This window comes from Sphaerisporangium rubeum (assembly GCF_014207705.1).
GTDB classification, from domain to species: Bacteria; Actinomycetota; Actinomycetes; order Streptosporangiales; family Streptosporangiaceae; genus Sphaerisporangium; species Sphaerisporangium rubeum.
In genome coordinates this window covers 6,995,584-7,008,209 of the sequence record NZ_JACHIU010000001.1, presented here as the reverse complement: position 1 = coordinate 7,008,209, position 12,626 = coordinate 6,995,584, and the positions used below count along the sequence as shown (strand labels likewise).

The following is a 12,626-nucleotide window of genomic DNA, read 5'->3' as shown; positions in this document are numbered from 1 at the left end:
GGAAGGAGTCATCGTGCGAAGAATGCTCGGCGTGATCCTCGCCGCGGTCCTGCCGCTGGTGACCGCGATCGTCATGCTCGGGACCGGGCCCGCCACGGCGGCGTCCCTGACCAGGGTGACCGGGTTCGGCAACAACCCCACGAACCTGAACATGTACATCTACGTGCCCGACCGGGTCGCGGCCCGGCCCGCGCTGCTGCTGCTGGTGCACTACTGCAGCGGCTCGGCGAGCGCGATCTTCAACGGCAACGGCCGCGACTTCGTCACCGCGGCCGACCGGTACGGCTACATCATCGTGCTGCCGGAGGCCACCCGCAGCGAGAAGTGCTTCGACGTGTCCACCCCGGCCGCGCTGCGCCGCGACGGCGGCAGCGACTCCACCGGCATCATGTCGATGGTCTCCTACGCGCGGCAGCGCTACAACGTCGACCCCGGCCGCATCGTGGTCAGCGGGTTCTCCTCCGGCGCGATGATGACCAACGTGCTGGCGGCCCAGTACCCCGACGTGTTCTCCGCGGCGTCGGCCTACTCCGGCGTCCCGGCCGGCTGCTTCGCCACCACCAACGGATCACTGTGGAACAGCCAGTGCTCCGGCGGCCAGCTCATCAAGACCGCGCAGCAATGGGGCGACCAGGCCCGCGCCATGTACCCCGGCTACACCGGCCGCTACCCCCGCATCCAGCTGTGGCACGGCACCACCGACACCACACTCCACTACAACAACTACGGCGAAGAGATCAAGCAGTGGACCAACCTCCACGGCCTGAGCCAGACCCCCGCCTTCACCGACCGGCCCCAGTCCAACTGGACCCGCACCCGCTACGGCACCACCACCACCCAGGCCACCATCGAAGGCATCAGCATCAGCGGCGTCGGCCACCAACTCCCCATGACCGGCCAACTCGCCTACGCCATCGCCTTCCTCGGCCTCGACGGCTCCTCCACGCCGGACCCGACCCCGACCCCCACCCCGACGGTCACCCCCACCGTGACCCCCACCCCCACCCCCACGCCGACCGGTGGCGACGCGACCGGCAGGATCAGAGGCGTCGGCTCCGGCCGCTGCGTGGACGTACCCGGATCGAGCACCACCGACGGCACCCAGGTGGCCCTGTGGGACTGCCACACCAACCCCAACCAGCGGTGGACCCTCAACTCCTCCGGTGAGTTCCGGGTCTACGGCAACAAGTGCCTGGACGCCGGCGGCAGTGCCAACGGCGCCAGGGTGCAGATCTACAGCTGCCACGGCGGCAACAACCAGAAGTGGCGCCTCAACTCCGACGGCAGCATCACCGGCGTGCAGTCGAACCTGTGTATCGACGCCGCGGGCAACGGAACGGCCAACGGCACCCTGCTGCAGCTGTACTCATGCCACGGAGGCAACAACCAGAAGTGGACCTTCCCGGCATGACCCTCTGAACGGTCACCGGCAGGCGCCTGGGCGGTCTCAGCCGGCCGGTGACGACGACGGACCACCGCCACCAGGGGAAGGTGGCGGTGGTCCGTCTTTTTCGCACGTCTTCTAGGCGCCACGAAATTTTCACCCTCCCGAGCCGTGCGGACGACGCGTTACGCGTCGTCCGCTCCGTCGTGCGAGAGCGGCCACAGAAGAGGATGTCCGCGTCCGAGCTGCCGAAGAAGCGGTGCCGGTACGCCGGAATGTGAACGCGTGCACGTGGGGAGTTCGACACACGTTCATTGACTGGTCACCTTTCTGGAACTTATGGTGTCGAGTCGATTCCCGAAACTTTATGACCTCGCATGAAAGTTTCGGCGCGCGCTTCCTGGTGGACCCGCGCCGAGGAAGCGTGCGGTGCCTGACCTGTCCCCAATGGCTCAGGAGGACCGAACGTGATCTCACAGCTCGTCCTGTTCGCCGTCGACATCTGCGCGGTGGTCCTGCTCGTCTTCGGTCTCTACTTCCCCCGGCACCGTCGCCGCGACCTGGTCGTCGCCTACCTCGGGGTCAACGTCGGCGTCCTCGCGGTGGCGAGCGCGCTGAGCGCGAGCAACGCCGGCGCGGGGCTCGGGCTCGGGCTGGCGCTGTTCGGCGTGCTGTCCATCATCCGCCTGCGCTCGACCGAACTGGACCAGCACGAGGTCGCGTACTACTTCTCGGCCCTCGCCCTCGGGATACTCGGCGCGCTCAGCACCACCGCGGTGTGGCTCAGCGGCGGACTGATGGCGCTCATCCTCGTGGTGATGTTCCTCGGCGACCACCGGCGCCTGCTCCGGAACTACCGGCACCAGATCCTGGTGCTGGACTCGGCCATCACCGACCACGTCGCGCTGGTGGCGCACCTTGAGCAACTGCTCGACGCACGCGTGCACGCCGTCACCGTCCAGCGGCTCGACCTGGTCAACGAGACCACCGTGGTCGACGTCAGGTACGCGCGGTCGGAACGTCTCGTGACCGCCGAACCCGCGCGCACGGGAGCACGTCCGTGACCGCGGCGTTCCCCGTCGAGGCCCTGGCGGGGCTGGCGCCGGTCGGGCTCGCCGAGCTCGTCGAACGCGCCGCCTTGCAGACCCGGGTGGACCGCAAGTACCTGGTCCCCGAGGCGGTCCTGCCGGCGCTGCTCGGACAGGTCGCGCCGTACGCGCAGGCGCTGGACATCGACGGCGCGCGCGTCTTCCAGTACCGGTCGGTGTACTTCGACACGCCGTGGCTCGCGAGCTATCACGACGCGGCGTACCGCAGGCGGCGGCGTTTCAAGGTCCGCACCCGCACCTACCTCGACTCCGGCCAGTGCGGCCTCGAAGTCAAGATCAACGGCGCGCGGGGGAGCGTCACCAAGCATCGCCTGCTCTACGACCCCCGCGACGGCGAGACCGTCCACCCCGGACGCGGCTTCGTCGACGAGGTGCTCGCACGCGAGTCGCTCGGCCTCGCCACCGGCACCCCGCTCGACCCGGTTCTCGTCACCGAGTACCGCCGCGCCACCCTGCTGCTGCCGGAATCCGAGAGCAGGGTCACCATCGACACCGACCTCGCCTGGCGGTACGGCGGCGCCACGCTGCGGCTGTCCGGCGTCGCCGTCGTCGAGACCAAGTCGGCCTCGGCGGCCACACCGGTCGACCGCGTGCTGTGGCGCGCGGGGACGCGGCCGGCCCGCATCTCCAAGTACGCCACCGGCCTGGCCGCTCTGCGCCTCGACCTGCCGGACGGCCCGTGGCGGCGCACGCTGCGCCGCCACTTCCGCGGCACCATCGCGCCGGCGACCCCGGCGCCGGCACTCTCCCCCCGGCCCGAACAGGAGGCATCGTGCGTCTGATCCCCCGCCGCCACGGCGGCCGCACCGCGAGGGTCGCGGTCGCCGCGACGATCGTCGCGGCGCTCCTCACCCCGTCACCGGCCACCGCCGAACAGCCGCACGTCTCGGCCGCGAGCACCGCCGCGGCCGACCTGACCGGGGACATCACCTTCTCGGTCCCGAGCGGCACCTTCCAGAGCCAGGTGTCGGTGTCGCTGAGCACCACCGTCAGCGGGGCCCAGATCCGCTACACCACCGACGGCCGGCTGCCGACCGCCTCCTCGGCGCTCTACCAGGACACGCCACTGCGGTTCACCAGGACCACCCAGCTGCGGGCCCAGGCCTTCACCGGCACGACGGCGTCCGGCGCGCCTGGCACCGCCATGTACGTGGCCCGTGACGTCACCACGGCGCACGACCTGCCGGTCCTCGTGCTCGACTCCTACGGCGCCGGCAAGCCCGCGCGTGAGTACTTCGACGCCGCCGCCATGCTCTTCCAGCCGCCGGCCGGCGGGACGACGACACTCGGCGCCGCGCCGGCGCTCGCCACCCGCGCCGGTTTCCACCTGCGCGGCCAGTCGTCCGCCTCGTTCGAGAAGGCCCCGTACCGCCTGGAGTTCCGCGACAACGACGATGACGACGCCGACCATCCGGTGCTCGGCATGCCGGCCGACTCCGACTGGGTGCTGCGCGGCCCGTTCCCCGACAAGTCGCTGATCAGGGAGGCCCTGTCGTACGACCTCGGCAGGGAGATGGGCCTGAAGGCGCCGCGGTACGCGTTCGTCGAGTTCTACCTGAACACCGACGCCACGCCGGTCGGGAGCAACGACTACATGGGTGTCTACATGCTCGTCGAGACGATCAAGAACAGCAAGAACCGTCTCGATTTGAAGCAACTGGACGAGGACGACACGACCCTGCCGAAGATCACCGGCGGGTACATCTTCAAGTTCGAGTGGATGGCCGCGGAGGAGCCGACGCTGCCGTGCACCGGCCAGTCCGCCACCTGCTGGAACTACCTGGAGGTGGTGGACCCCGACCCGCTCAACTCTCAGCAGAAGGAATGGCTGCGCGGGTATCTGCAGGAGTTCCACAACGTCCTGCGCGCACCGAACTTCGCCGATCCCGCCACCGGCTACCGGGCCTACATCGACGTCCCGTCCTTCATCGACTACCTGATCATGAACGAGTTCAGCAGAGGCATGGACGCGTACATCCGCAGCGCCTACTTCCACAAGGACCGGGGCACCAAGATCTTCGCCGGGCCGCTGTGGGACTTCGACCTCACGTTCGGCGTCGGCGGGTTCTTCCAGAACGACCAGATCGCGGGCTGGCAGTATCAGCAGACCCGGCAGCCGTCGGCCAACGACTGGTTCATCCAGCTCGTCCGGGACCCGGCCTTCCTCAACGAGGTGCGGGCCCGCTGGCAGTCGCTGCGCCGCGGCATCCTGTCCGACGCGTCCCTGCAGACCAGGATCGACGCGCTCAGCAGGCCGCTGACCAACGCCGCGCAGCGCAACTTCCAGCGCTGGCCGAACCTGACCAGCCGCCAGGTCGCCTTCTTCATCACCCCCACCGCGTCGACCTGGCAGGGCCAGGTGCAGGCCATGCGCGACTGGATGCAGCGCCGCGCGGCCTGGCTCGACACCACGGCCGGCTGGGGCGGCGCGGTCACCACACCGACCCCGACCCCGACACCGACCCCGACACCGACCCCCACACCGACCGTGACCCCGACACCGACCCCGACCGTGACGCCGACCCCCACCCCCACGCCGACCCCGACCGCCGGGGCCCGGTGCACCGCGACGTACACGCTGGTCAACCAGTGGTCCGGCGGCTTCCAGGGTGAGGTCAAGGTCACGGCGGGTGCCACGCCGATCGGCACCTGGACGGTGACCTGGACGCTCGCGAACGGCGAGGCCGTCACCCAGGCGTGGAACACGACACTCACGACGCAGGGGACGGCGGTCACCGCGCGCAACGTCTCCTACAACGGTTCCCTCGCGGCCGGCGCGAGCACCACGTTCGGATTCCTCGGCTCGGCGAGCTCCACCCCCGGCAGGCCCGCACTCACCTGCGCGGGAAGCTGACGGCGCGGCGCGCGTACCCGGAAAGATTCATGCCGGGTACGCGCGCCGCCACGCGGGTCAGACCGGCGTGTCGGGCCGCAGCGCACGCGCGCACACGGTGAGGCCGTTCACCAGCGTCTCGCGGGTCGGCGCGTCGATCTCGGCGAGCATGGCCTGTTCGATGTCGTCGAGCAGGCGGTCGCACCGCCGCAGCAGGGCCAGCCCTTCACGGGTGAGGCGCGCGCACAGGACACGGCCGCCACCGGGGTGCGGATCGCGGCGGATGAGGCCGCGTTGTTCCAGGTCACGGACCACAAGGTTCATGGCCTGCGGCGTGACGAAGGCGATGCGGGCCAGCTCCGCCGACGAGACCCCGTCGCGGGTGCGCAGCTCGCTCAGCGCCATATAGGCGGGGGTGGTCACACCGAGCTCGGAGAGGGCGTCGTCGAGGTGGGCCCGGATGCGGCGCTCCAGGCGGTAGACCAGGTAGCTCAGGCGCGGCGCCTGCGCGGTGGACAGGCGAGGGCGAGTGGTTCGACGCGGGGTCACCGGAAGACCATAACCCGTGGTCCCATGGCTGAAAGTTTCGCGGCTATATCAAGCTACTTGATAACAAGTAGCTTGATATGCAGGGCATTGACCCGAGGCGCTCGCCGACCGTACGGCGACGCCTTGACGCGGGGTTGGCGCACTTCTATACCGGCAGGCGGTGAGTCCTCGTGCGCGGGCACGTGCCGCGGCACCGCACACCAGGCAGTCAAGATCCCCCATCGTCCAAGCAGAGGAGAGCGGATGAAGCGAATCATCACCGCGCTGGCAGGCGCCGGCGCCGTGCTGCTGTCCGCTGTCGCGGCCCTGGTGTTCACACACCCCGCCGCCGCCGCGACACTGACCGAAGTCACCAACTTCGGCGCCAACCCCGGCAACCTGCGCATGCACGTGTACATCCCGGACAACCGCCCCACGAACCCGGCGATCATCCTGGCCATGCACCCCTGCGGCGGATCGGGCCCCGGCTTCTACTCCTCCAGCGAGTTCGCCACCCTGGCCAACCGCTACGGCTTCATCGTCATCTACCCCTCCGCCAGCAAGAAGGGCAACTGCTTCGACAACTGGTCCGAAGCCTCCAAGGTCCGAGGCGGCCAGACCGACCCGGTGTCCCTGATGTCCATGATCACCTGGGTACAGCAGAACCGCGGCGGCGACCCCGGCCGCGTCTACGCCACCGGCAGCTCCTCCGGCGCCATGATGACCAACGCCATGCTCGCCCTCTACCCCGAGGTCTTCAAAGCCGGCGCCGCGTTCATGGGAGTACCGTTCACCTGCTTCCCCAACGAGGCCGCCTACTCACCCGGCGGAAACTCCGCACCCTGCGTCAACATCAGCGCACAGGCCTGGGGCGACCGCGCACGCAACGCCAACCCCAGCTTCCGCGGACCCTGGCCCCGCATGCAGGCCTGGCACGGCACCAGCGACAACGTCGTCGCCTACTCCGAACTCGAAGAAGAAGTCAAGCAGTGGACCAACGTCCACGGCCTCAGCCAGACCCCCACCAGGACCGACACCATCCAGACCAACTGGAACCGCCGCAGCTACGCCGACAGCTCCGGCAACGTCAAGGTCGAAGCCATCACCGTCCAAGGCGCCGGCCACAGCCTCCCCTCCACCGGCATGGCCCAACGCGCCATCGACTTCTTCGGCCTGAGCAGCACCAGTCCCAGCCCCACCCCGACACCGACACCGACCCCCACCCCGACCCCCACCCCGACCCCCACCCCGACCCCCACCCCGACCCCCACCCCGACCCCCACGGTCACGCCGACCCCCACCCCGACGCCGACCACCGGTGGCACGTGCCGCGCCACCTACGTCCCGAACACCTGGAACAACGGCTTCACCGCCAACGTCACCGTCACCAACACCGGCACCGCCACGGTGAACGGCTGGACCGTCACCTGGACCTGGCCGGGTAACCAGCAGGTCACCAACGCCTGGAACGCCACGGTGACGCAGTCGGGTACGCAGGCGACCGCACGCAACGTCTCCTACAACCCCACCATCGCTCCAGGGGCCGAGACGACCTTCGGTTTCCAGGGCACCTACAGCGGCACCAACAACTCACCCGCGCAGTTCGCTCTGAACGGCACCCCCTGCTCGTGAACCGCGGACCCCTCAGTGGTGCGAGCCCCCGGCCCGGGGCTCGCACCACCCCCGCGGGTCACAGGGCGAGTTCGTCGAGCACGGCGTCCGCCAGCTTCCCGGCCCGCGGCTCGTACTCGTGAGCCAGCGCGTGGAACACCTGCTCGGCCCGGATCGCCGGCCAGCCGGCCGGCAGGTGCTCGGCCGGCAGGTGCGGGTCCTGGCGGACGAGCTGCAGCCAGTCGGTGTGCAGCAGGAGCTGGCGCGCGAGGTCGTCCGGCGCGGACGGCAGCGGCCGGCCGGTGTCCCAGCGCGCGAGGAAGGCGAGGTACCGGCCGGCGATCTGCTCGATGTCGAAGGCCTTGCGCACCAGGTCGGCGGCCTCGGTCGGCGCGAGGGCCCGCGCCGTCAGCACCGTCACGCTGTCACCGAGGTCCAGCGGCGCGAGGATCTCGGTGACGTCCCGCATTCCGGGAGCGATCCACAACCCGCTCTGGAGCGGCCCGAAGCCGTCCCAGACCAGGCGGGACCGCAGGTCGTGCCGCGTGCTGCGCCTGCTGTCCGGCAGGGAGAACCCGACGAGCGTCCACGTGCCGTCGAAGGACCGGTTCACCACACCGGTCTCCCAGACGCGCCTGCGTCCGTCGGCGAGCACCTGCGCGGCGTGCGAGGTGAGCCCGAGGTACACCTTGCGTCCCCGCCGGTGCCGTACCAGCAGGTCCCGTTTCACCATGCGAGCCAACGTCGAGCGCACGGCCTCCTCGGAGACGCCGAGGCGCGCGAACACGTCGATGACGCTTCCGGAGTGCACGGCCGTGCCGCGTCCGAGCACGTAGATGCCGAGGAAGCTGAACATGAGGGACTGCGGGCGCACAGACGGCGCGATCTGCTCCTCGCTGGAACTCACCCCAAAAGGTTACGGTCCGCCGATGTGACGCACACCGGCGGCAAGGGCCGTACGGGCTCCGCGCGGGAGCTTGAGCGGCCAGGTAGAGGCGCATACTGAGCAAACTATTGACGGCCGTCACGAAGGTGCCTAGCCTCCGGGTCGAGAAAGCGTTTGCTCGGGTCGCGTCCCCAGACATAGGAGCCCGGTCATGCCGAACCCATCAGTCACCTCCCCCCAGGGCATCCAACTCCGGCGCGCGGTCACGTCCAGCTTCCTGGGCAGCGTCGTCGAGTACTACGACTTCCTGCTGTACGCCACGGCCTCGGCGGTGGTGTTCAGCAAGGTCTTCTTCTCCACGCTCGATCCGCTGAACGCCACGCTGGCGAGCTTCGGCACGTTCGCCACCGGCTACCTGGCCCGGCCGCTCGGCGGAGTGCTTTTCGGCCACTTCGGTGACCGGCTCGGCCGCAAGCGCATGCTCGTCATCACCATGATCCTCATGGGTGTCGCGAGCACCCTCATCGGCCTCCTCCCGACCTACGCGGCGATCGGCGTCCTCGCCCCCGTCGCGCTGGTCGTGCTGCGCGTCCTGCAGGGCATCGCGGTCGGCGGTGAGTGGGGCGGCGCGGTGCTGATGTCCGCCGAGCACGCCACCACCAGACGCGGCCTGTGGGCCAGCTTCACCAGCGCAGGCGCGCCGTTCGGCATGGTGCTCTCCACCGGAGCGCTCACCCTGACCGCGGCCACTCTCTCGGAGGCCGCGTTCCTCAGCTGGGGCTGGCGCATCCCGTTCCTGATGAGCGTCGTCCTGCTCGGGATCGGCCTGTTCGTCCGGCTCCGGGTCGAGGAGACCCCGGTGTTCGAGGCGGAGCGGAGCCGCGCCACCCGTGTGCCGCTGCTCGACGTGCTGCGCAACCACCCCAAGGCCCTGCTGCTCGGCGCCGGTGTCGGCCTGGCGGCGTTCGTGGCCCAGGGCACCCTGACCACCTACCTCATCGCGTACGGCGTGCGCACCGGCTTCACCCGGCAGACCGTGCTGAACGGCCTCACGCTGTCGTCGGCGCTGGCGGTCATCGGTATCATAGGCTGGGCCGCGCTGTCGGACCGGGTCGGCCGGCGGCCGGTCGTGCTGGCCGGCGCGGTGCTCATGGCCGCGTTCGGCTTCGTCCTGTTCCCGATGGTGAACACCGGCAACGCCGCGCTGCTCACCATCGCGCTGATCCTCGGCCAGTCCGTCCTGCACCCCATGATGTTCGGCCCGCTCGCCGCGCTGTACACCGAGCTGTTCGCCACCCGCAGCCGCTACACCGGCGCCTCGCTCGGCTACCAGATCGCCGGGCTCGGCGCGGGCCTCGGCCCGCTGCTGTTCGCGCAGATCGACGCCTCGAGCGGCGGCACGTCGACCACGACCATCTCGGTCATCATCGCCGCCTGCTGCCTGCTGACCGTGGGGTGCGTGCTCGCGCTCCGCGAGACCCGCAGCCAGGACCTGACCTCGGTCTCCCCGGTCGCGCCGGGGACGGAGACCCTGGCGGCCAAGCCGTCCTCCGCCTGACAAAGGAGCGCCTATGCGCAACGCGGGACTCGGCAGCTGGCCGGCCCGCCGGGCCCAGATGAGCCCGGACCGCACCGCGTTCGTCTTCGCCGACCGGCACGTCACCTACGCGCAGGTCTTCGAACGGACGACACTTCTGGCGTCGCGGCTGCGCGCCGACGGGGTGCGGCCGGGGGACCGCGTCGCCTACCTCGGGCCGAACCACCCGGCCTTCGCCGAAGCCATGTTCGCGACCCACATGCTCGGCGCGGTGTTCGTCCCGCTGAACGCGCGGCTCGCGGCCCCCGAGATCTCCTACATGCTGGAGCACTCGGGGGCCTCGGTCCTGGTGTACGCGCCTGAGTGCGCGGCGACCGTACGCGGCCTCGCCGGGCCGCCGCCGCGCACGGTCGTGGCGCTCACGTCGCCGGCACCGGGGGAGCGCGACTTCGAGACCTGGATGGCCGGCGGCGACCCCGCACCGATCGACGTCGACGTGATGCTCGGCGACCCCGCGCTCATCCTCTACACCTCAGGCACCACGGGACGGCCCAAAGGTGCGACGCTCAGCCACGCCAACCTGGTGTGGAACTGCTACAACCTGCTCGTCGGGGTGGACGTGACGAGCACCGAGGTGGCGCTGGTCAGCGCGCCGCTGTTCCACGTCGCGGCGCTGAACCAGACGTTGCTGCCGACGTTCCTCAAAGGCGGCCGTTCGGTGATCATGCCGTCGTGGGACGTGGACGGCTGCTACGACCTCATCGAGCGGCACGGCGTGACCTGGATGTTCGGCGTCACCGCGATGTTCGCCGCGCTCGCCGCGTCCCCACGCTGGCCGCGCGCCGACCTGTCCTCGCTGCGCACCCTGATGTCCGGGGGAGCGCCGATCCCCGTCTCGCTCATCCACACCTACCAGGAGCGAGGCCTGGTGTTCTGCCAGGGATACGGCCTCACCGAGACCGCGCCAGGCGCCACGTTCCTCGAAGCGGGGGACAGTGTGCGCAAGGCCGGTTCCGCCGGTGTGCCGGTCTTCTTCGCCGACGTCCGCGTGGTCGGCCCCGACCTCGACCCCGTGGCACCGGGAGAACCCGGTGAGGTCCAGGTCCGCGGCCCCAACGTCACCCCCGGCTACTGGAACGCACCCGAGGCGACCGCAGCCGCGTTCACCGCCGACGGGTGGTTCCGCTCCGGTGACGTCGCCACCGTCGACGACGAGGGGCACGTCTACATCGTCGACCGCCTGAAGGACATGTACATCTCCGGCGGCGAGAACGTGTACCCGGCCGAGGTCGAGAGCGTGCTGTCGGAGCATCCGTCGGTGGCGGAGGTCGCCGTGGTCGGCGTCCCCGACCGCCGCTGGGGCGAGGTCGGCCGCGCGTTCGTCGTCCCCCGCGAGGACCACGAGCTCAAACCGAGGACCCTGCGCGATTTCCTCGGCCCCCGCCTCGCCAAGTACAAGATCCCGGTGTACTACGACATCGTGTCCACCCTGCCGAGAACGGGCTCCGGCAAGATCCGTAAGCCCGACCTCCGCACCCGTCCCCTGCCGCCGGACCGGATCAGCTGATCCGGCGGCCGTTCGTCCGCTCCGCGCGCACGTCCGCCGTACGCGCGGTACCGTCTTGAGTGGAAATCTTGCTCGCACACCACGGAGGTGATCACGGTGCACCCGGTCTAGTGACGGCCCCAGCCCGGGGCGTCACGGAGCCGAAAGGTGCCCGTATGAGCAAGACCGACAAGACGCGTCCCTGGTGGGTGCGTCTGGCCGACCAGCCGATGATCACCAGTAAGCCCCGGCACGACCACCGTTACGGCCCCTGCACCCTGCCGGATGAGATCACCCGCGACAGCGTGGCCCTCGACCGCCACCGGACCGGCTGCCACTGGGCCTCGTCCCCTCTGTACATCATCGGCAACCTCACCCGAGGCGGCTTCCTGGAGTGGTCCGACTACTGCCGTGAGACCCGTCGCCGTTCCCGCCGCCAGGCCCGCCGCGAACTGCGCGCCTACCTGGCCGAGGTACGCGCCGGCCAGGACTGACCACCCACCTCACGTCGCGCGCGCGGCCCCCTCGCCTGCTCCGGCAGCGGCCCTGATGTCCTCGGCGGCGTGTCGGACACCGCGCCTCATGTCCCGTGCGCGGCACCTTCGCCTGCGCCGACCGCGGCCCTGATATCCCCGGGCAGCGTGTCGAACACCGGGTCAGGTGCCGCGCCGGTCGCGGAGAGGACCCCGCTGAAGAAACGGCGCAGGCAGACGGCGAGCACGATCTGCAGGATCTCGTCGTCCGCCACGCCGTGCCCCCGCAGCGCCGCGACGTCCTCCTCCGCGACCCCGGCCGGGTCGGCGGCGACGCGGCCGGCGAAGTCCATGACCGCCACGTCCACCGGTGCGAGGCCCGCGTCGCCGTGGTCCGCCACGATGGCGCGCAGCTCGGCTTCGCCGTAGAAACGGTCAAGCAGCACGGCCGCGTGCGCGAGGCCGCAGTACGCCGAACCCAGCCGCCGGGCCGCCGCCAGGGTGACCAGCTCGTAGCGCCTCAGGTCCATGCCGGACCGCACCGTCTCGCCGAGCCGCAGCCAGGCTTCGTACACCTCGGGCCGTGGCGCGAAGACGCGCAGATAGTTGGGGACGTAGCCCTGCGCGGCCAGCGCGGCGTCGTAAAGAGGCGATCGGTCCGGTGTGCTCAGGTAGGTCATGTCTTTCCTTTCCGCCTGGCACGCTACGGCCCCGCACCG

Annotated in this window: 11 protein-coding genes; 8 read left to right on the top strand and 3 right to left on the bottom strand. The window is 70.3% G+C overall.

Annotation, left to right across the window (positions count from 1 at the left end; translation table 11 throughout):
- Positions 1 to 22: 22 nt before the first annotated feature.
- The 4 genes from BJ992_RS29715 to BJ992_RS29700 all read left to right on the top strand — a co-directional run bounded on the left by BJ992_RS29715 (position 23) and on the right by BJ992_RS29700 (position 5,347).
- On the top strand, positions 23 to 1,411 hold the full coding sequence (locus tag BJ992_RS29715) for an extracellular catalytic domain type 1 short-chain-length polyhydroxyalkanoate depolymerase (RefSeq protein ID WP_184989302.1): 1,389 nt from the start codon (positions 23 to 25) through the stop codon (positions 1,409 to 1,411).
- A 440-nt stretch (positions 1,412 to 1,851) separates the two neighbouring features.
- Positions 1,852 to 2,448, top strand: a complete 597-nt coding sequence (locus BJ992_RS29710) for a DUF4956 domain-containing protein (protein WP_343072930.1) — start codon at positions 1,852 to 1,854, stop codon at positions 2,446 to 2,448.
- The gene (locus tag BJ992_RS29705; protein WP_221475034.1) at positions 2,445 to 3,275 is read left to right on the top strand and encodes a polyphosphate polymerase domain-containing protein; all 831 of its coding nucleotides are present in this window, start codon (positions 2,445 to 2,447) and stop codon (positions 3,273 to 3,275) included. Before BJ992_RS29710 ends, BJ992_RS29705 begins: the two co-directional genes overlap by 4 nt.
- On the top strand, positions 3,266 to 5,347 hold the full coding sequence (locus BJ992_RS29700; RefSeq protein WP_221475033.1) for a CotH kinase family protein: 2,082 nt from the start codon (positions 3,266 to 3,268) through the stop codon (positions 5,345 to 5,347). The genes BJ992_RS29705 and BJ992_RS29700 overlap by 10 nt, the downstream gene beginning before the upstream one ends.
- A gap of 57 nt (positions 5,348 to 5,404) precedes the next feature.
- Here BJ992_RS29700 and BJ992_RS29695 read toward each other — a convergent pair whose 3' ends face one another.
- Positions 5,405 to 5,875 carry a MarR family winged helix-turn-helix transcriptional regulator gene (locus tag BJ992_RS29695; protein WP_343072929.1) on the bottom strand — a complete coding sequence of 157 codons (471 nt, stop codon included), beginning with the start codon at positions 5,873 to 5,875 and terminating at the stop codon, positions 5,405 to 5,407.
- Between the two features lie 243 nt (positions 5,876 to 6,118).
- Here BJ992_RS29695 and BJ992_RS34055 point away from each other — a divergent pair, with 243 nt between their 5' ends.
- Positions 6,119 to 7,486, top strand: coding sequence for an extracellular catalytic domain type 1 short-chain-length polyhydroxyalkanoate depolymerase (locus BJ992_RS34055; protein ID WP_184986609.1), 1,368 nt, complete (start codon positions 6,119 to 6,121; stop codon positions 7,484 to 7,486).
- 58 nt (positions 7,487 to 7,544) lie between these two features.
- Here BJ992_RS34055 and BJ992_RS34455 read toward each other — a convergent pair whose 3' ends face one another.
- Entirely contained in the window at positions 7,545 to 8,372 is an 828-nt protein-coding gene (locus tag BJ992_RS34455) for a PaaX family transcriptional regulator (protein WP_343072928.1), read from the bottom strand.
- 190 nt (positions 8,373 to 8,562) lie between these two features.
- On the opposite strand from BJ992_RS34455, the gene BJ992_RS29680 reads away from it, so the two are divergent.
- The 3 genes from BJ992_RS29680 to BJ992_RS29670 all read left to right on the top strand — a co-directional run bounded on the left by BJ992_RS29680 (position 8,563) and on the right by BJ992_RS29670 (position 11,928).
- Positions 8,563 to 9,909 carry an MFS transporter gene (locus BJ992_RS29680; RefSeq protein ID WP_184986608.1) on the top strand — a complete coding sequence of 449 codons (1,347 nt, stop codon included), beginning with the start codon at positions 8,563 to 8,565 and terminating at the stop codon, positions 9,907 to 9,909.
- A gap of 13 nt (positions 9,910 to 9,922) precedes the next feature.
- Positions 9,923 to 11,455 (top strand): acyl-CoA synthetase, encoded by a 1,533-nt coding sequence (locus BJ992_RS29675; RefSeq protein WP_184986606.1) that lies wholly within the window; start codon positions 9,923 to 9,925, stop codon positions 11,453 to 11,455.
- A gap of 155 nt (positions 11,456 to 11,610) precedes the next feature.
- A complete protein-coding gene (locus BJ992_RS29670) occupies positions 11,611 to 11,928 on the top strand; it encodes a hypothetical protein (RefSeq protein ID WP_184986604.1) in 318 nt (105 codons plus the stop codon).
- 86 nt (positions 11,929 to 12,014) lie between these two features.
- On the opposite strand, the gene BJ992_RS29665 is transcribed toward BJ992_RS29670, so the two are convergent.
- Positions 12,015 to 12,587 carry a carboxymuconolactone decarboxylase family protein gene (locus BJ992_RS29665; RefSeq protein ID WP_184986602.1) on the bottom strand — a complete coding sequence of 191 codons (573 nt, stop codon included), beginning with the start codon at positions 12,585 to 12,587 and terminating at the stop codon, positions 12,015 to 12,017.
- Between the last annotated feature and the right edge of the window lie 39 nt (positions 12,588 to 12,626).

Excerpts from the sequence above, each read along its gene's own strand:
- BJ992_RS29665 (WP_184986602.1), bottom strand. The coding sequence starts at position 12,587 with ATGACCTACCTGAGCACACCGGACCGATCGCCTCTTTACGACGCCGCG.
- BJ992_RS29670 (WP_184986604.1), top strand. The coding sequence starts at position 11,611 with ATGAGCAAGACCGACAAGACGCGTCCCTGGTGGGTGCGTCTGGCCGAC.
- BJ992_RS29680 (WP_184986608.1), top strand. The coding sequence starts at position 8,563 with ATGCCGAACCCATCAGTCACCTCCCCCCAGGGCATCCAACTCCGGCGC.
- BJ992_RS29675 (WP_184986606.1), top strand. The coding sequence starts at position 9,923 with ATGCGCAACGCGGGACTCGGCAGCTGGCCGGCCCGCCGGGCCCAGATG.
- BJ992_RS29715 (WP_184989302.1), top strand. The coding sequence starts at position 23 with ATGCTCGGCGTGATCCTCGCCGCGGTCCTGCCGCTGGTGACCGCGATC.
- BJ992_RS34055 (WP_184986609.1), top strand. The coding sequence starts at position 6,119 with ATGAAGCGAATCATCACCGCGCTGGCAGGCGCCGGCGCCGTGCTGCTG.